18 protein-coding genes are annotated in these 20,112 nt (G+C 32.5%); 14 read left to right on the top strand and 4 right to left on the bottom strand.

Annotated elements, in window-relative coordinates; genetic code table 11:
• Positions 1-10 precede the first annotated feature (10 nt).
• The 10 genes from MY04_RS03855 to MY04_RS03810 all read left to right on the top strand — a co-directional run bounded on the left by MY04_RS03855 (position 11) and on the right by MY04_RS03810 (position 11,417).
• Positions 11-922, top strand: coding sequence for an HlyD family secretion protein (locus MY04_RS03855; RefSeq protein ID WP_066206590.1), 912 nt, complete (start codon positions 11-13; stop codon positions 920-922).
• Between the two features lie 4 nt (positions 923-926).
• Positions 927-1,835, top strand: coding sequence for an ABC transporter ATP-binding protein (locus MY04_RS03850; protein WP_205960495.1), 909 nt, complete (start codon positions 927-929; stop codon positions 1,833-1,835).
• Positions 1,836-1,840: 5 nt separating this feature from the next.
• On the top strand, positions 1,841-2,581 hold the full coding sequence (locus MY04_RS03845; RefSeq protein WP_066206586.1) for an ABC transporter ATP-binding protein: 741 nt from the start codon (positions 1,841-1,843) through the stop codon (positions 2,579-2,581).
• A gap of 4 nt (positions 2,582-2,585) precedes the next feature.
• Positions 2,586-3,701, top strand: coding sequence for an ABC transporter permease (locus MY04_RS03840; protein WP_066206583.1), 1,116 nt, complete (start codon positions 2,586-2,588; stop codon positions 3,699-3,701).
• A 2-nt stretch (positions 3,702-3,703) separates the two neighbouring features.
• Positions 3,704-4,819, top strand: coding sequence for an ABC transporter permease (locus tag MY04_RS03835; RefSeq protein ID WP_066206579.1), 1,116 nt, complete (start codon positions 3,704-3,706; stop codon positions 4,817-4,819).
• An 84-nt stretch (positions 4,820-4,903) separates the two neighbouring features.
• Positions 4,904-5,428 (top strand): DUF7935 family protein, encoded by a 525-nt coding sequence (locus tag MY04_RS03830; RefSeq protein WP_066206576.1) that lies wholly within the window; start codon positions 4,904-4,906, stop codon positions 5,426-5,428.
• Between the two features lie 2,007 nt (positions 5,429-7,435).
• Entirely contained in the window at positions 7,436-8,068 is a 633-nt protein-coding gene (locus MY04_RS03825; RefSeq protein WP_066206574.1) for a sigma-70 family RNA polymerase sigma factor, read from the top strand.
• A 348-nt stretch (positions 8,069-8,416) separates the two neighbouring features.
• Positions 8,417-9,418, top strand: coding sequence for a type I glyceraldehyde-3-phosphate dehydrogenase (gap, locus tag MY04_RS03820; RefSeq protein ID WP_066206572.1), 1,002 nt, complete (start codon positions 8,417-8,419; stop codon positions 9,416-9,418).
• Between the two features lie 144 nt (positions 9,419-9,562).
• Entirely contained in the window at positions 9,563-10,225 is a 663-nt protein-coding gene (locus MY04_RS03815; protein WP_066206567.1) for a M15 family metallopeptidase, read from the top strand.
• A 142-nt stretch (positions 10,226-10,367) separates the two neighbouring features.
• Positions 10,368-11,417, top strand: a complete 1,050-nt coding sequence (locus MY04_RS03810; protein ID WP_205960494.1) for a bestrophin family protein — start codon at positions 10,368-10,370, stop codon at positions 11,415-11,417.
• Positions 11,418-11,483: 66 nt separating this feature from the next.
• Here the strand turns inward: MY04_RS03810 and MY04_RS03805 are convergent, their stop codons facing one another.
• Positions 11,484-12,605 carry a GNAT family N-acetyltransferase gene (locus MY04_RS03805; protein WP_066206562.1) on the bottom strand — a complete coding sequence of 374 codons (1,122 nt, stop codon included), beginning with the start codon at positions 12,603-12,605 and terminating at the stop codon, positions 11,484-11,486.
• 156 nt (positions 12,606-12,761) lie between these two features.
• On the opposite strand from MY04_RS03805, the gene ggt reads away from it, so the two are divergent.
• On the top strand, positions 12,762-14,462 hold the full coding sequence (ggt, locus tag MY04_RS03800; RefSeq protein ID WP_066206556.1) for a gamma-glutamyltransferase: 1,701 nt from the start codon (positions 12,762-12,764) through the stop codon (positions 14,460-14,462).
• A 255-nt stretch (positions 14,463-14,717) separates the two neighbouring features.
• On the opposite strand, the gene MY04_RS03795 is transcribed toward ggt, so the two are convergent.
• A complete protein-coding gene (locus MY04_RS03795) occupies positions 14,718-15,239 on the bottom strand; it encodes a DUF4442 domain-containing protein (RefSeq protein ID WP_066206553.1) in 522 nt (173 codons plus the stop codon).
• A gap of 201 nt (positions 15,240-15,440) precedes the next feature.
• Here MY04_RS03795 and MY04_RS03790 point away from each other — a divergent pair, with 201 nt between their 5' ends.
• From MY04_RS03790 to MY04_RS03780, 3 genes are all read left to right on the top strand, one after another.
• Positions 15,441-15,644 (top strand): hypothetical protein, encoded by a 204-nt coding sequence (locus tag MY04_RS03790; protein WP_066206550.1) that lies wholly within the window; start codon positions 15,441-15,443, stop codon positions 15,642-15,644.
• A 111-nt stretch (positions 15,645-15,755) separates the two neighbouring features.
• Positions 15,756-17,003, top strand: a complete 1,248-nt coding sequence (locus MY04_RS03785; protein WP_066206548.1) for a hypothetical protein — start codon at positions 15,756-15,758, stop codon at positions 17,001-17,003.
• 22 nt (positions 17,004-17,025) lie between these two features.
• Positions 17,026-17,619, top strand: coding sequence for a DUF2939 domain-containing protein (locus MY04_RS03780; protein ID WP_066206545.1), 594 nt, complete (start codon positions 17,026-17,028; stop codon positions 17,617-17,619).
• An 11-nt stretch (positions 17,620-17,630) separates the two neighbouring features.
• On the opposite strand, the gene MY04_RS03775 is transcribed toward MY04_RS03780, so the two are convergent.
• On the bottom strand, positions 17,631-18,998 hold the full coding sequence (locus MY04_RS03775) for a transposase (RefSeq protein ID WP_084005704.1): 1,368 nt from the start codon (positions 18,996-18,998) through the stop codon (positions 17,631-17,633).
• 132 nt (positions 18,999-19,130) lie between these two features.
• Positions 19,131-20,024, bottom strand: a complete 894-nt coding sequence (locus MY04_RS03770) for a 3-hydroxyacyl-CoA dehydrogenase family protein (RefSeq protein WP_066206543.1) — start codon at positions 20,022-20,024, stop codon at positions 19,131-19,133.
• Between the last annotated feature and the right edge of the window lie 88 nt (positions 20,025-20,112).

The following is a 20,112-nucleotide window of genomic DNA, read 5'->3' as shown; positions in this document are numbered from 1 at the left end:
TTTTAGAATCATGAAAAAGATCAATAATACATTAAAATATATCGGTTTATTCGGTGCCTCTTTCATTCTTTTTTCTTGTAATCTGAATGATGAAAAATCGGATGCATACGGCAATTTCGAAGCAGTGGAAGTGATTGTTTCTGCTGAAGGAAATGGGCCATTAACTCAGTTTACTATTTCTGAAGGTGATCAATTGAAAAAAGATCAGGAAGTGGGTGTGATTGATACCGTAATGTTAGCGCTTCAAAAGGAAGAAGTACTCGCCAATATTCGCAGTTTAGGATCAAAAGTGATGAGCATTCACGAACAAATTGCGGTATATGAGGAGCAACATAAAAAATTATTAACTGATAAAGATCGTTTGGAAAAGCTTTTCAAAGCAGAAGCGGCGACACAACAACAATTGGATGAGATCAATGCGGCCATTGCGATTAACGAAAAGCAATTAGTGGCTACAAAACGTAAGATTAAAGACAACAATAGAGCGACCATGAGTCAATATGAACCGCTAAGCAAAAAGATTGATGTACTGAATGAACAGATCAAGAAATCTGTAGTTCATTCCCCTATTAACGGTGTTGTTTTAGAAAAATATGCGGAACAAAGTGAGATCACTTCTTATGGAAGACCATTATTTAAAATCGCTCAGCTTTCTCAATTGAAAGTAAGAGCCTATGCTTCAGCAAATCAATTACAGAACGTAAAAGTGGGGCAGGAAGTCACTGTACTTACCGATAGTAAAGAAGGAGAAATGAATGCCACTAAAGGAAAAATAGAGTGGATTTCTTCAAAGTCTGAATTTACGCCTAAAACGATTCAAACTAAAGAAGAGAGAGTCAACCTTGTATATGCTTTTAAAGTATTGGTGGATAATAAAGACGGTAAATTTAGAATTGGAATGCCTGCAGAAATAAACTTCTAAAGTGATGATAAAAGTAAAGAATTTATCAAAAAACTATGAAGAGGTTGAAGCATTAAAAAACATCTCTTTTAATGTGAAATCGAAGGAAATCTTTGGTTTGATTGGCCCTGATGGAGCTGGTAAAACAACACTCATGCGGATCCTCACTTCCCTCCTATTATTTGATGATGGAGAGGTAGAAGTAATGGGTAAATCTCCGATCAAAGATTACCAATTCATCCGTAATAATATTGGCTATATGCCTGGTAAGTTTTCTTTATATGAAGACTTAACTGTTGAAGAAAACCTTTCTTTCTTCGCCAATATATTCGGTACTACCATAGAGAAAAGCTACAACTTAATTAAAGATATCTATCAACAGATTGAGCCTTTTAAAAATAGAAAAGCGGGTGCTTTGTCTGGAGGTATGAAACAGAAATTAGCCCTTTGTGCTGCTTTAATTCATTACCCAAAGATTTTATTCTTAGATGAGCCCACCACAGGTGTTGATCCCGTTTCTAGAAAAGAGTTTTGGCATATCATCAAGAAGCTGCATGAGCACGATATTACGATTTTTGTGTCTACGCCTTACATGGATGAAGCAAATTTATGTGATCGAATTGCATTGATTGATAAAGGCGAAATTTTAAATATCGACCAACCTCAAAATATCTCCAAGGTATTTGATAAACATCTCTATGGCATTCAATGTAAAGAGGGAAATTATCAGTTAATGAAACACCTAAGAGAATATGAACATTTTGATAGTGTTTTTCCATTTGGTGAACAGGTGCATTATACTGATCAAAGAAATGAAGATGTCCTTACTGATATCCATCAATTTCTCGAATCTAAAGGGTTATCTGATATAAAATTAGAGAAAATCGAATCAACGATTGAAGATGTTTTTATCCGTTTAATGACTAAAAATTAAGGGATATGGAAAAAATTATTGAAGCACACGAACTCACTAAAAAATTCGGGGAGTTTAAAGCAGTAAATAAAATCTCTTTTGATGTAAAAAAAGGTGAGATATTTGGTTTCCTTGGTGCAAATGGAGCAGGAAAAAGTACGGCGATGAGAATGCTCACGGGACTGCTCTCTCCTACTTCAGGTGCTGCTAGCGTTGCCGGGTTTGACGTCTTTTCTCAGCAAGAGGAAATTAAGAAGAATATTGGGTATATGTCTCAGAAATTCTCTCTGTACAACGACTTGACCTTAATGGAGAACATCACCTTTTATGGGGGTATTTACGGACTTTCTTCTAACGAAATTAAAGAAAGAGGTGCCCTGCTCATTGATCGTCTTGGTTTAACAGATATCAAGAAAAAACTCTTGAAAGAAGTGCCTCTAGGGTGGAAACAAAAAATTGCATTTTCAGTAGCTACGCTTCACAATCCTAAAATTGTATTTTTAGATGAACCTACTGGAGGTGTTGATCCAATTACAAGACGTCAATTCTGGGAAATGATTTACGAAAAAGCAGATCAGGGCATGACCGTTTTCGTGACTACCCACTATATGGATGAAGCAGAATACTGTCATAGAATCTCTATGATGGTACATGGAGAAATTCATGGGTATGGCTCTCCAAATCAATTAAAGGAAGAATTTAACGCTCAGAATATGGATGAGGTATTCATCCACTTGGCTAGGGGCGATCAATATAAACTGAAATAAAGTTATGGATCGTTTAAAAGGAATTATAAAAAAAGAGTTCTATCATATCTTCCGAGATAAAAGAACTTTATTGATTTTGTTCGGTATACCCATTGTACAAATCGTATTATTTGGGTTTGCTATTTCTACAGAGATAAAAGAGGTGAAAATTGCATTATTGAACCAAGCGAACGATGAAGCAAGTCATACTTTAGTAGATAAAATACTCTCCACCTCTTATTTTCAAGTAGATGAATTGATACAAAATGAGGTTGGAATTAACGAGTCTTTCAAAAAAGGAAAAATTAAAGCGGCACTAGTTATCCCTCCGAATTTTGAAAGTGACATCAGAAAAAATAATACAGCAAATATCCAGATTATTTGCGATGCTTCGGATCCTAACACAGGAACCCAAATTGGTGCTTATTTAGAAGGGCAAATACAAGGTTTTATTTATGGAAATGCTCAAAAATCAAAAGGAATAAGACCTCCCATTCAGATCAATACAGAAATACAGATGAGGTACAATCCCGAGTTGAAATCGGCTTACTCTTTTGTGCCCGGATTAATTACCATTATTCTGATGTTGATCTGTACCATGATGACTTCAATAGCCATTACTAGAGAGATTGAAACAGGTACCATGGAGGTGTTATTAGCCTCTCCTATGCATCCTGCAACCATCATTTTGGGCAAAGTGATTCCCTATTTGGCCTTATCATTTACGATTGCCATCTTTATTTTATTTCTAGGAAAGTTTGTTTTTGGAGTGCCTATATTGGCTCACTTCGGCTTATTGATCTTCGAAATATTATTGTACTGCTTGGTGGTATTGGCCTTAGGGATATTTATCTCAACTATTGCAAAAACGCAACAATTGGCATTAATGATCTCCTTATTTGCATTGTTTTTACCTACAATGTTGTTATCAGGCTTCATTTTTCCAATTCATAATATGCCACTTCCATTACAAATGGTGACCAAAGTAATTCCTGCCACTTATTTTAATATCATCATTAAGGCATTAATGCTTAAAGGAGCGACTTTGACTGAAATATGGAAAGAGACGGCTATTCTAGGTGGTATATTTATCTTCTTAGTTGGGGTGAGTATCAAAAGATTTAATATAAGATTAGGGTAATTATGAAAAGATTTAAATTTATTCTTCAGAAAGAATTCAAACAGATCTTTAGAGATAAGGGAATGTTACCTATCATCTTTGTGATGCCCATTATGCAGTTAATGGTATTGTCTTTTGCCGCTACTTTTGATATACATAATATCAATTTAGAAATTATCGACAAAGATCAATCTCCGGTATCGCATCAGTTAATCTCTAAATATGAGGCTTCTAGTTATTTCAATATCATCAGTAATTTACCTTATGATGCTGATAATGGAGAAAGCTTACAAAAAGGGGAAGCAGTAATCATTTTAGAAATCCCTAAAGATTTCGAGAAAAATATCATCCAAAGTCAACCGACCAATTTATCAGCTAAAGTGGATGCCATTGATGGAATGAGTGCGGGTGTTTCTGTAAATTATGCACAGTCTATCATCCGAGATTTTCAAGACGATTACATTCAAGAACATGGATTATTGTTAGGAAAACCCTCGATGAACATCAAAATATCCAATTTAAACTGGTACAACAACAGTCTAAACTATAAATTTTATATGGTACCTGGACTTTTGGTGCTATTGGTAAGTATGATTGGTATGTTTCTTACTTCAATGAATATTGTGAAAGAAAAAGAGATTGGTACCATAGAACAATTGAATGTTACGCCTATTACCAAAACGGAGTTTATAATCGGAAAACTATTTCCTTTTTGGTGTATTGGTATGTTTGTCCTCAGCTTGGGATTAACATTAGCAAAACTAGTATTTGATATCCCAATTCAGGGTCCACTTTACATTGTCTTTTCTTTTGCCATGCTGTACTTGTTTGTTGTATTGGGTTTGGGTTTAATTATCTCCACTCTAGCCGACACACAACAACAGTCAATGTTTATCGCTTGGTTCTTTATGATCGTTTTCGTCTTATTGAGTGGTTTGTTTACCCCTATCGAAAACATGCCGGGTTGGGCTCAGGATCTGACATTATTAAATCCTGTAAGGTATTTTATTGAGATCATGAGAAACGTATTACTAAAAGGTGCTTCTTGGGCTGATGTTAAAATGAATTTCTATATTATTGGGATATATGGGGTTATTATTAATTCACTTGCAGTATTACTTTACAGGAAAACAAATTAATAGCTGTTTTCATCAATTTAACCTTTAAAAATTGATATAGACAGATGAGGTTACTAATATTGCATCAAATTTTTTAAAAGAACCATGACCACAGAATTAGTTGACTTATTAAAAATGACACTTCCAGCGGGTATTGTCCTTGTAAGTGCGTTTTATATAGTAAAAATGTTCCTACAAAAGGAATATGATGTGTTATCTATCAAAATGAAAACAGATCAACAAGAGCAAACACTACCATTAAAGCTTCAAGCTTATGAAAGGCTAGCTTTGTTCTTGGAAAGAATATCTTATAGAGAATTATTGGATCGTACGAATTACGAGGAGTTAGACGCAATCACTACTCAACAAGTTTTAATTATGACGATCAAGGAAGAATTTAACCATAACCTATCGCAACAAATCTACATTTCCCCAGATTTATGGGAAATGGTAAGAGGTGCAAAGGAACAATCTATTTCTTTTATTAATTCGACGGCGAAAGCATTAAATAAAGATGCCCATGGTGTTGAATTAGCAAAAGCGATTTTAGAGCAAAGTATTGCGGAGGAAATGTCTCCTACCGACTTGGCTTTAAATGAACTAAAAAAAGAAGTACAAGTATTATTCTAATTATTTACAGTCATTAATCTGTATTATATTTTGTTAGAAACGAAAAGTATAATCTGATTTATTGATCAATTATATTTGTGTCATCAAATTTTGAAACACACTCAGTTTACTGAGTTGAAAAATATAAAAGATTAAGAGTAATAGTTAGTTTTTGGGTTATGATAAAAGAGTTAGGAGTTTCTCCTAACTCTTTTTTTTATATCTATACTTGAATTTCTCTCAGCTATAAGTTTAACGATATAAAGTTGTTAAAATTGATTAAATTTTATTTACTCTATTTTTAAAACCTCAATTCAAACATATCGTTATTATAACTATAAAATGAATAGACATTCACAATCAGATTATCTGATTTAAAGATATATAGAAAGATAAGAGTAATAGTTAGTTTTTGGGTTATGTTAAAAAGAGCATCAGGAAACCTGATGCTCTTTTTGTGTTTCAAAAACTCATCAAAACGTTAATGCTTATTCACAATTTCACAAAAACTAAAATATCATAAATAGCGTTACTAATTATATAAAATGAATAGACATTCACAGTCAGTTTAACTGATTTAAAGATACATAGAAAGATAAGAGTAATAGTTAGTTTTTGGGTTGAAAAGAGCCTGGAGTTTCTCCAAGCTCTTTTTTGTATTTATATAAATAAAGTCGAATTACTTAACCTTACCTGCTATTCTTGAATCACCTATTAAATATCACACTATCAGTTTTTTAATATATAATATTCTATTTTTTAGATAGGGAAATTGATACAATCTATCACGTCGATTTCATTAATTTTTGTTCACAATAAAAACTTAACCTACACCTGACTTTAAACGTTAAAAAACTATAACAAATAAAAGACAAATCAATCGTTTATTCGATTTTAAGATATAAAGAAAGATAAGAGTAATAGTTAGTTTTTGGGTTATGACGAAAGAGCATTAGGTTTCCTAGTGCTCTTTTTTTGTCCTTTAAAGCAGATAAATTCTATTAAATCTTATTGACAATATCGCTTAAACCAAATGAAAGATTGAACGTTATATATAATAAATGAATTGATATTCACAATCAGTTTAACTGATTTAAAGATACATAGAAAGATAAGAGTAATAGTTAGTTTTTAGTAAAAAGAGCCTGGAGTTTCTCCAAGCTCTTTTTTTGTATTAAAACATTAATATTTATGATAATTTTATGTTAATTTTTATTGACAAATTATTAGAAACCTACCTATTAAACTTACCGTTAAATAGTTAGAATTCAGAAAGAAATAATATCAGGAAACTGATTAAAGATATATAGAAAGATAAGAGTAATAGTTAGTTTTTGGGTTGAAAAGAGCTTGGAGTTTCTCCTGGCTCTTTTTTTATTACTTAGCTTATTTAAGCCATGAATTAATATTAAATGTTATTGACAATATCATTTAAACCCTAATGACTAAAGTTCGTTATAACAAATAAATGAATAGGTATTCACATCAGTAAATGCTGATTTAAGATATAGAAAGATAAGAGTAATAGTTAGTTTTTGGGTTAAAAAGAGTTTGGAGTTTCTCCTAGCTCTTTTTTTTATTCCTTTCTTATGATCTAAAAGAAAGTTAAAATATATTGACATTACTAACTTAACTCAAATAAAAAATAGTCGTTATTAATAATGAAAATAAGATAAATACATCAGTCAAACTGATAAAAAATATATAGAAAGATAAGAGTAATAGTTAGTTTTTAGGTTATGAATAAAAGAGCATTAGGTTTCCTAGTGCTCTTTTTTATTCTTTAATTTATTATACGCATAATAAAATATGGACTACAAATTTTAAGTGAATATTTATTCATTTAAAATTGAATCATTTACCATCATATTAAGTGGAGTTGAATATTGTATTAATTGCTTTAGAAATTGTATTTATTATTGAAAATCTTCACTGTTTTAATAGTATTATTATTAACTTGCAGACATAATAAGATATGACGGTCCATAGTTAGGACTTACAATAAATATACTATCACTTGTAACTAGTATGTCAGCAGAACAAGCCATAACAGAATATAGGCCGCTATTGTATGCAGTGGCTTACAGAATCCTTGGGGTTGCCAGCGATGCCGAAGACATGGTACAAGAAACTTTTTTGAAAATTATGAGAGTCGATCTTTCGAAGATCGAGGACATTAAAAATTATCTAATCAAAACGATAACCAATACCTGTCTTAATCACTTAGAAGCTCTTAAAAGAAAAAAAGAACATCTTGTAGATAATTGGTCAAACATTACGCATAACTTCCAGTTCGATCCTTTCGATCAATGGTCATCTGATAAAGCCTCAGAAATTTCTGAAGGTTTAAGAAATATGATGAAACGTCTGAACGATTCTGAATTAGGGGTTTATCTATTAAAAGAAGCATTCAATTTAAATTATAACGAGATTACAGAGATTGCTAAGAAAAAAGCAGATCACTGTCGTCAACTTTTCCACCGATCAAAAATGAAATTGGAAGATGGGAAAGACAAATTTAATGTTGATCCAGAAAAACACTTCCAAATCTTTAAGAGATTCCAACAAGCCAACAAAGATGGAGAGGTAAGAAGTCTTGTAGATTTTATTTTTGGTGATAAAAAATCAAAGCAAAAAAATAATTTAGCAAATAATAGTTAATCACTATTTAAAGTCTAAACATACAAATAAGATTATATAAAGTATTTATTGCATTAACAGAACAAAATACACTTATTTATAGTCATTCATTATTAGGGATTTAAGATCAAAAAAAGGTTTTAAATCCCTTTTCTTATACCTTAAAAGCTTGATTTAAAAGTATTTGATACACTTAACAAAAATGCAAAAACTAGTAAAATTGCCATCAAATAATGATTAATATCATTCCATAACAGAAGATACTAATATATGTTTGCAAGTGTAAATGATAAGAACAATTAAGCGTGTCTATCGTTTATCAAAATAGTTAGAAAAATTATTTATTAATTTAATATTTAAATAACAATTATGTCAGCAATTAAAGTAGGTATCAACGGTTTTGGTCGTATCGGTCGTTTCGTTTTCCGTGCATCTGTAGAAAGAGAAGATATTGAGGTAGTAGGTATTAATGACCTTATTGATGTTGAGTACATGGCTTACATGCTTAAGTACGATTCAACTCACGGACGTTTCAACGGTACAGTTGAGATCGTTGACGGTAACTTAGTTGTTAATGGTAAAACAGTTCGCGTTACTGCTGAGCGTAACCCTGAAGATTTAAAGTGGGACGCAGTTGGCGCTGAAGTAGTTGTTGAATCAACTGGTTTATTCTTAACTGACGAAACTGCACGTAAGCACATCACTGCTGGTGCTAAGAAAGTTGTTATGTCTGCTCCTTCTAAAGACGCAACTCCAATGTTCGTTATGGGTGTAAACAACAACGAATATGCTGGTCAAGATATCGTTTCTAACGCTTCTTGTACTACAAACTGTTTAGCTCCTATCGCTAAAGTTCTTAACGACAAGTGGGGTATCAAAGACGGTTTGATGACTACAGTTCACGCTACTACTGCAACTCAAAAAACAGTTGACGGTCCTTCAATGAAAGACTGGAGAGGTGGACGTGGTGCTGGTCAAAACATCATTCCTTCTTCTACTGGTGCTGCTAAAGCTGTAGGTAAAGTAATTCCTGCATTGAACGGTAAATTAACTGGTATGGCTTTCCGTGTACCAACTCCAGACGTTTCAGTTGTTGATTTAACTGTAAACTTAGAGAAGCCAGCTACTTACGCTGAAATCTGTGCTGAAATGAAAAAAGCTTCAGAAGGTGAATTAGCAGGTGTTCTTGGTTACACTGAAGATATGGTTGTTTCTAACGACTTTATCGGTGAAGTTCAAACTTCAGTATTTGATGCTAACGCTGGTATCGCTCTTACTGATACTTTCGTTAAAGTTGTATCTTGGTATGACAACGAAATCGGATACTCGAACAAAGTTCTTGATCTAGTAGCTCACATCTACAACGCATAATTGTAGATTGAAAATATAGATTTTATATTTAAGGGTAAATCTTCGGATTTACCCTTTTTTTATTTTTTAAATTGATATTACCACATCCTTTTACGTTCATACAATTCTATTGTTGCTTATTGTAAGATCGTGATACCGTGCAACATGAAAAACTTTTTTATCAAGATATTAATTCTCTTTTGTACCCACTCACTTTTTGGTCAGGATTGCACATCAGAAAAACTTTCTAAGCATTGGAAGTTAAGAGTTAATCTAAGTACGTTTGTCGCCCAAAAAGAAGGTGTCGATATTGATCCTAAATTCATTAATTATGATTTTATGAATTTACCAATTGGCGTGCCTTTCAATTATTTAGATTATGTACAACTTGATCAATATAACTATGTAAACATTGGTGATGATAAATTGATTTCTCCAGCATTTGAGGCTTACAAGAAGATGAAAATTACTGCGAATAAAAACAATGCCGTCATTAATATCAAATCGTCTTATCGAAATAAAAGTACTCAAACATATATGCTGAATAAACACGGTGCACATCAAGCTGAAACTCCAGGTTATTCAGAACATCATTTACTCACGACCATTGATATTCGCTATTGTGGAGAGAACACAAAGTTATTTTTATGGATGTTGAATCATGCTCATGAATATGGATGGATCCCCTCCTATTACTTCCGTAAAGGCACCCAAATTAGAAGAGAAGCATGGCATTGGAGATATGTAGGTATAGAAGCTGCTCAGTGGTTTAGATGTACATGGAATACAGAATATTCAAATGAAATATACCGCTTGAATAGAATCTAGTTTTACTGAATTTCTTTATAATATTACAAGCATCTTAACAGTGACTAATAAAATTTGTATATTAGTTATATCATCAATTACTACTTTCTAACCCAATAACTCTGTTTAGATGTATACTAAAAGGAACTATTCTGTGACCATCATGGTCAAATGGACCCGAAGATATATTTATCATTTTATACTCCTTTCTATCATCCCTGTTTTCTTATATGATATTTTAAATTGGAAATGGCTACAACTCCCTTGGCTGCCTATTGGTTTGGTAGGAACAGCTTTAGCTTTTATTATTGGTTTTAAAAATAATGCATCCTATGGACGAGCTTGGGAGGCTCGGAAAATTTATGGAGGCATTGTCAATACTTCTAGATTACTAGCTACTATGGTGAATGATTTCATTACCAATGAACATGCTTTAGAACAAAGAACAGATCAAGAGTTTTTTGAAATAAAGAAAACCATCATCCACAGACATATTGCTTGGATGACTTGCTTAAGACATGCTTTGAGAACTAAAAAACCGTGGGAAACATCTTTCACCAATATATCAGATAAAGAATATATGAAGCATATAAATATTAGAGAATACAATATAACTCTAGAAGAAGATTTAGCTGAATATGTTAGCCCAAATGAAAAAGAAATGATTTTTTCGTATACCAATAAATCAAATGCATGTCTGAATTTACAATCGCAACAATTCAAAGAATTAAAATTAACTGGGTTGATTGAAGATTTCAGACATATTGAGTTTCAGCATTTGGTAGAAAAACTATTTGATTTACAAGGCAAGGCTGAACGTATTAAAAATTACCCCTATCCTAGACAGTTTGCTACGCTGAATTTATTCTTCGTTTGGATTTTTGTTATTCTTCTACCTCTTGGATTGATGAGCGAATTTGATAAAATAGGTCAATCTATAATGGAACAAGGCTACTCTTCATTTTTTATTTTTGACTTCATTGTAAGAAACTTCGTTTGGTTGACTATTCCATTTAGTATTGTTATTTCTTGGATATTCTTTACGATGGAAAGAGTGGGTGATGTATCAGAGAATCCATTCGAAGGTATTGGAAATGATGTACCTATAACCACTATGTCAAGAGGAATAGAAATTGATATACGTGAGATGATTGGAGAAGATAAAAAACACATTCCTAATCCAATTCCGGAATCGGCGAATGCACAGATGTAAAAAAAGAGGTTGATCTATATATCATGGATCAACCTCTCTTTATTTATGCTAAAATCTATTCAATTTTTATAAAGCTTTTGTAAAACAACGCTTTCTTTTATGTTGAATATGATCATAATTTTTCCAGTTCTGAATAGCCTTTTGGTTAGTTTCGAACATACCTGTGGTCTCCAAGTATTTGATGCCATTTTCTTGCATTGTTCTTTGAAGTTCACCTACTAACATTACTCCACCACCCAATCTTTGTAATTTTGGATGAACTGCAGTTAATAAGAAATCACAAGTATCATTCTTTTTCAAAGCTTGCATAATATGGTACCATCCAAATGGCCAAATACTTCCGTTGGCTTTTTGAAGTGCTCTTGATAATGAAGGCATACCAATTACGAAACCTAACATTTCCTCATCCTCTTCAGACAACAACACCTTCACATATTTAGGTGATAATAACTTCAAGAACTTCTTCTTATAGTATTCTACCATTTCTTTATCAAATGATATTACACTATAAAGATCTTTAAATGATTCCCCTAGAAGGTTAAATATATCATCAGCATATTCGATTAACTCATCGTTTGACTTGAAAGAAACAATTTTAGTTTTTGTTCTTCTCATCAAAAGTGCCGCTCCTTTCTTTCCTTTTTCGATTACTTCCTCATCAAGGGTTAATCTAAACTCAATCCAATCGACAAGTTTATCATAACCTAAAGCCTCTAAATGCTCTTTATAATAAGGTAAATGATATTCTGATGCGACAGAAGGCAAGTGATCATGACCTTCAATCATCATTCCTTGATGGTCCAAGTTAGTGTATCCTAAAGGTCCAACAATACCTGTCATTCCTTTTTCTTTACCCCACTTTTCTGCCGTTTCAAGTAAAGTCTGAACTACTTCTCTATCATCAATAAATTCTAAACGAGAAAAACGTACATTTTTTTCGTCAGCTTTTTCATTGTATTTGTGATTGATAATCGCACCAATTCTTCCTACACATTTTCCATTTTTAAAGGCAAGCCAAAATTCGGTATCACAGAACTTCTCAAATGGGTTATCTTCAGTAAAGATTGATAATTCGTCTTTCTTAATAGGTGGCACCCAATAGGTATTTCCTTTATATAAATCAAATTGAAGATTGACAAACTCCTTTTGATCTTTTTTAGTGGTTACTTTACGTATCTCCAGACTCATAATCTATTGTAAAATTCCTAGAATTTTTTTCGTTTTTTTATTTTAACATGCAATTTAAAACCTTTTGAATAATCCTATATATATTCGCCTGAAAACTTATATTTATGTATGTTTTTTTTAAGATTATAGTCATTATAAATAATATATTTTAGCTAAATGAATAAAATCATCACCCTTTTTTTATTCCTTCTCTTTATTAACTGTTCGCATTCAAATTCTGACAAACAAAAAAATGAAGAAGGCACAATTGGAAGAAATGGAATGGTCTCTACTGCACATCCTTTAGCCTCCGAAATTGGATTAAATATTCTAAAGCAAGGAGGTAATGCATTTGATGCCGCAGTGGCTATACAATTTGCTCTTGCGGTTGCCTACCCTCGAGCAGGTAACATTGGAGGGGGTGGCTTTATGGTTTATTACACCAAAGACAACGCTTACGGAAGTTTAGACTTTAGAGAAAAAGCTCCATTGAAAAGTCATAGAGATATGTTTCTTAATAAATATGGCAACACAATAGATAATCTTTCTCTAAGAGGTGCACTTGCAGTTGGAGTTCCTGGTACCGTGGATGGTATGGTAAAAATCCATGAAAAATTAGGTCATTTACCTTGGAAACACTTGCTACAACCTGCTATAGATTTAGCAAAAAACGGGGTTATCTTAACTGATCAAGAAGCAAAAAAAATAAATCAATATCTTGATGATTTTAATGAAGTTAATCCTCAAAAAATACCATTCACGACTTCTACCGAATGGAAAGAAGGTGATCGAATTCATTATCAAAAATTAGCCGAAACTTTAAAGTTAATTCAAGAAAAGAAAAGAGGTGGTTTTTATAAAGGTACTGTGGCACAAGCAATTATTGATGAAATGAATCAACATCATGGTATCATCTCACAAAAAGACTTAGATGCATATTCAGCAAAATGGAGGACTCCTATCACTGCTACTTTTCAAGATTCTCTTCAATTGATTAGTATGCCTCCTCCTTCCTCTGGAGGTATTGCCTTAGCTCAAATTCTTAAATGTTTAGATGAAATTGATAATAACCGTATGTCGTTCAATGATTTCGAATGGGCTCACACTTTGATCGAATTAGAAAGAAGAGCCTATGCTGATAGAGCGACCTATTTAGGTGATGACGATTTTATTGATGTCCCCACCGAACTTTTATTATCAAAAAAATATTTAAGACAGCGATTAGAAAATTTTAATCCTAATAAAGCCACCCCTTCTCAAGAGATAAAAGCAGGAAATGTATTCACCATAGAAAGTTTCGAAACCACTCATTTCTCTATAGTAGACAAAGAAGGAAATGCTGTATCAATTACTACAACGCTTAACGGTAATTTCGGAAGTAAGCTTTTCGTTCAAGGTGGTGGATTTTTCCTAAACAACGAAATGGATGACTTTAGTATTAAGCCTGGAGTACCTAATCAATTTGGGTTAGTAGGTGGCACAGCAAATGAGATCCAACCGGAAAAAAGAATGTTATCGAGCATGACACCAACAATTATATTAAAGAATGGGAAGTTATTTATGGTTGTTGGCACTCCTGGTGGATCAACAATTATTACATCGGTATTACAAACTATAGTCAATGTATCTGAATTTGGTATGAATATGCAAGAAGCCGTTAACGCTAAAAAGTTTCATTCCCAATGGATGCCCGACAAAGTATATTATGAAGATGGTGCGTTTAGTGATCAGACTATAGAAAAACTGAGATCGATGGGGCACGACTTAGAAATAACAGAGCAATTAGGTAAAATGGATTGTATTTTAATTCGAAAAGATTCGACATTAGAAGGGGCCTCAGATGTTAAAAGAGGCGATGGAAGGGCATTAGGTTATTAATTTTGTTTAAATATGTTAAAATTTGAACTTAAAATGTAAAAATTACACTAATGATTTGCGTATTAATTACACTTTTAGTTGATTTGTAATACCGATAAACAATATAGTAATAACACAATGCTAGATCGAGAGATTTTGAGAACGTCTCTTGATTGTTTGAAACACACAATCGCACACACAACACTAGAAAAAGCAGATCAATTTGTGATCTGCTTTTTTTTTTATGTTCTTACTTTAATAGATAAAATCAAATAATTACTTTCTTTTCTTAAATGACCAAGTGAAGTAAAAAGTAGAAACAACCTGACCATTGGGCATTTTCCCTTCTGTTTTCATTTTCACTTCAACCGACTCTCCTGTTTCATAAGCCTTTTCAATTCCTTTTTGTACCATTTCTCCATCTACACAAGTAAATGTTACTTTATCAGTTGCCTTTTTTATAAACTTTGCCTCCATATCAACAATAATAAAAGCAATGGTTTTTAAATGATCACTTAGGTGAAGCATCCCCAATGCTGCAGTTGACAATTCAGCAGCCATACTTTGAGCAGCAAAATAGGTTGATTTAAAAGGGTTTTTATTCAAAAATTTGTAAGGTAGAGAAGTCGTACACTGTTCCCCTTCCAAGGATTCTAACTTCATTCCTGCTATAAACCCTAAAGGTACTTGTGTTAAAGTAAAGAGTTTAAACTTAAAAGGATTAAGCATCTTTTTCGCAAACTTCTCCTGTTTAACACTCAATTGTACTATTGGTGTTTCCTTAACTGTTTGATTCATGTGTGCTTGGTGTTTTTAAATAAGTGAATAGTTGTTTTTACAATATACTAATATTCTAGAGGTTTTTAAATAAATGTAAAAGGAAAAGTAGTATTATATATCATTCGACATCATTCACATTTTTTTTCAATTATGTTAAAACTTTCTTCTCTGAATTTAGGTTTATAATGGTAGCTCTTAAAAAATTAAACTCCTTTTGTTATGACTATTTTGCTTACTATTTATTTAATCATTGCCAATATTGCTGTTATCCTAAAATGTTATCAAGTTTTCTTGAAAAAGATGTTAGTACAAAATGCATTTGCAGCTTTAGCCGTAATAGTTGCTGTTTTAGTATCTGTCGATATTTTCTTTTACGGACAGTTGACCAACGGATACGGTAATTTTATGTCAATGAATTTATAAGTCAGTACATAGATTTAGGATGTACGCATTACTTCTTTTTAGTTTATCTATTTATATGTAAATTTGATAGACGAAAGTTGAAATCATATAATAGTACAAACCTATTTTTATATGCTGCAAGGAACCGAATCAAAAGTGGATATTCCAACAAGAGAAAACCATAGTCTATCTTTAATTAGAGAGGATGCTCCAAAAGAAATTAAGGAGAATGCTCATATACTAGACGATCATTTTGATCTCGGTTATGCCTATAGTATTAGTAAATTGCTTCTTCATTATATTAATGAAGGGTATTTTAGAATAAAATTTATTGGTTTCGATCAACTACCTGAACGAAATAATCCTGATGCTCCTTTAATATATGCGAGTAATCACTCTGGAATGGCTTTTCCCTGGGATGCCATTTCTTTTGTTTCAGGCCTTTTCGAAAAAAGTGATTTCAATTTAAAAAATAGTGTTCGAGCAATAACTGCCCCTGCCCTTTCACGTAGTAAATTTATGAACCCATTTATTCTTCCAAATTTTTGGAAAAAATTGGGTGCCGTAGATGCAACATGGCTAAATTATGAAACAGCTATGCATACCAATGCTAGTAACGTTTTAGTTTATCCAGAAGGTGTTCCCGGAATTGGTAAAGGATTTAATAATAAATATACTCTACAACGATTAGCAACATCAACGCTAAGAATGAGTATAAAATATAAAACGGATATCATTCCTTTTGCCACTGTAAATGGAGAATACATTAATCCATTTAGCTACAGTGTTTCACTTATTAACGATTTTGTCCAAAAATTAGGTATACCATTCCTTCCTTTGGGTTTTATGACCACCATGATTCCTATACAACCTTGGTTGTTTTATTTTGCCTTCCCTGCTAACCTCACTTTTGTTAGAGGTAAAAGAATTAGCCCTTATAAAATGATTGGGGAAAAGGATATTGAGGATGTTACCGAGGAAGAAATCTATGCTTTGAGTGAAAAGATTCATGATCAAATGCAAATTGAACTTGACAAAGCAGTTGAGTTATACGGTCAAAAACCCTATAATTTGATGGATTTGTTAGAAATCAATATCAAGAATACTGGTCGAGCTTTTAAGTTTTTTCCTGCATTGTGGCCCATCATTTTTAAACAGCACAGTAATAAGTTTCAAAAGGTAAAAGATCAAATTTCTGAAGAAAGTGGTTATCCCAAAGAATTTGATCAACAATTAGAACTGATTAAACCTAAAGTCGACGATGAAAAAGAATTAGAAATTTCCGTGAGTTCTGTTGTCGATACTCTATTAGAAAATCCAGAAATTTTATTGTTTTATACACCTGTTGCAGGATTATTGCATATATTCTCATCAAAATAAATTATCCTTTAACAAATAAAAAATGAATAAGAAAATAGTATTTGCACTACTTGCGATTTTAATTTTAGGTGCTGGAGTGGGTTTTTATGTTTATAATCTAAAAGATACACCCGAAGTTACTTTTCTAGAGATTAAACATGCTATAGACGATAAGGATATTGATAGCTTTAATGAATATGTTGACTTAGACAATGTTTTAAATTCAATTGTTGATCAATATGTAAATTATCAAATGAGTAAGAACCAAGGACAATTAGATATTGCCACTGGTTTTATGGCCATGATGAAACCGGCTATTGTTTCTACAGTAAAAGAACAAGTTGAAAACGGTATAAAAAGTGGCGACATCAATATACCAAATACAATTGAAGGTGTTAGTGGGGATGTTGTTGGTTTACTTGCTTTAGCCAAAGGTAATGGTGCCAATTATAAAGGTATAAAAAGTAGTGAGGTGAATGATTCTCAAGCTGTACTCACCTTGCAGATTCAATTAGATAATACAGATGTTGTGAATGATCTCGTAGTTAAAATGAGAAAAGTTGATGATCATTGGCAAATTTATGATATACAGAAATTAGGTGAGATTTTAGATACTTATTTACAATCTCAACAATAACAAAACATGAGTCATCCCTTAAATATTGGATTATACCTATATGAAATTTCAGCGTAGGATTTCCATTTACTTATAATGGATGCAAAAGCTTTTCGAAGTCGATAAAAGGGAGATTTATTCCTTTTCCTTCCAAACAAAGGGGCATATATGTTGATTAAACGTTCAACATAATGCCTCTTTTTTTGTATTATTTCCATTAAAAACTCATAAACTAAAAGAGCTATATTTATTAGTTTTAGTCTTACTTCCCACGATTGTACTCTAATAGATTGCAACCCTAATTCTGCTTTACAACATCTAAACATTTCTTCAACTTCCCATCTTTTCATATATGAAAAGAGCATTTCCCACGCTTGATTCTTTGTTTCAATAACTAAATTTGTGAGTAAATAAATTGGAGATCCTGCACGTTTGTATTCTCTAATCACTATTAGTGTATATTCCTGATTTTTCATATCGGGGTGTTTGACTTTTTTCCAAGTAATAAGTTTTCGTGCATACTTTTTACGCTCTTTATCAAAAGTCACCTTAAAGCTTTTGTTCTTCATTCCTCTTGAAATATGATGCGTTAATCGTTTACCTTTTTCATCTATTAAATATTTGTTAGACATCCATCGAACTAAGAAACTTTGCTCAAATCGTTCTGCAAATTCCAAGACCGTAACATTAGCATAACCTCTGTCAAAAACATGTAAAACTGCATTGTGAAAGCGATTATGTAACTTCTTAAAACCTCTCCAAATAAAATTAGACCACCACTCTTTAAATAAACCTGATCGCGAATAAACATTGAATTCGAATAGAGATGCTCGTTTAGATAGTGCAGTTAAAACAACTCCTTCAACTTTAAAACCAGGTACATGAATAAAACCTTTAACGGGAGGATTATAATAACCTGGTTTAATTTTCACTAACCTTTTGGCTCGACTACTATCGACTGCCGAAAGACCTTCCAGACGTATTGACTCGTGCTTCTCCAATACTGATCCGTCCCAAATTAAAATAGGTCGAACTTTTTCTGCGAGCATAGATGAAATTCTATCGTAGCTTTTGTTCCTAAAAAACTCAGAAATTATACTTGAACACCAGTTATGACTTCTTATTAATTTACCAATTCTTTTTACTCCAGCGTTGCCATGGATATTACCGGAAAGCAAAGTGCCTAATTCTGTCAAGAGTAATGATTTTGTATTATTTCTATTCTCTAATATTGAATGAAATAATTCATTAAAGGTTTTTACTAATCGTAAATCAAGAGTCTTATGTAACTCTTTGAGTAAAGGAGAAAGATAGTTTTGACTTTGGGATAGTAAATAATTGATTGGGTTATTTTTCTTAGTAAATACTTTATTTAGTAAATTAAGGGTAGAATGAGTCATAGTTTTAAATAGTTAAGGTTATTTGGTACTTACAATAACTATTTTTTGGCTCAAAAATAAAAATGAGTCATCCCTGTATTATTATAGTCATATAAATTAGGGATGACTCATGTTTTGTTATCATTAAATCTCCTATGATTTAAAACGCTTACTCACTACCAAAGCTTTATTACTGCCTTCTACCCAATCATAAAAACCTTCACCAGATTTTACTCCTAAGATTCCTGCTTCAACCATATTTACTAACAATGGGGATGGTGCATACTTATCATCACCTAAGCCGTCTTGTAATACTCTCATAATAGATAAGCAAACATCTAAACCGATGAAATCAGCCAATTGTAATGGACCCATAGGGTGAGCCATTCCTAATTTCATGATCGTATCAATTTGCTCCACTCCTGCTACGCCATTTTGTAAAGAAATAATGGCCTCGTTAATCATAGGCATCAAGATTCTATTGGCTACAAAACCTGCATAGTCGTTGGCTGGTACAGGTACTTTACCAATTGATTTTGACATTTCTACTACTGCATCTGTGGTTTCTTTTGATGTCAAGTAACCATTTATTACCTCCACCAATTTCATCATCGGTACAGGGTTCATAAAGTGCATACCAATTACTTTTTCAGGACGTTGCGTTACGGCTCCAATCTTGGTAATAGATATAGAAGAAGTATTCGATGAAAGAATACAGTGATCGGGAGTGAATTCATCCAACTGCTTAAAAATAGACAATTTGATATCGATATTTTCAGAAGCTGCTTCTACTACGAGATCAGCATTACTCACTCCTTCTTTTAAATCTGTATAGGTGGTAAGATTTTGAAGTGTTGATTGTTTTGTCTCTTCAGTGATTTTCTCCTTAGCTATTAAACGATCAAGGTTTTTCCCGATTGTTTTTAGGGCTTTCTCTAAAGCATCACTTGATATATCTACTAGTGAAACCTTGTATCCACTTTGAGCAAAAACATGAGCAATACCATTACCCATCGTCCCCGACCCAATGACAGAGATGTTTTTCATGTGTTATGTTAAGTTTATTGGTCTGTATGATCACATCTTTCACCTTGAATCTAGTTTTGAAGATGTGATAAAAAATATATTCATTTCA

This window comes from Flammeovirga sp. MY04 (genome assembly GCF_001682195.2).
GTDB lineage: Bacteria > Bacteroidota > Bacteroidia > Cytophagales > Flammeovirgaceae > Flammeovirga > Flammeovirga yaeyamensis.
This window is presented reverse-complemented; position numbering and strand designations above follow the sequence as displayed.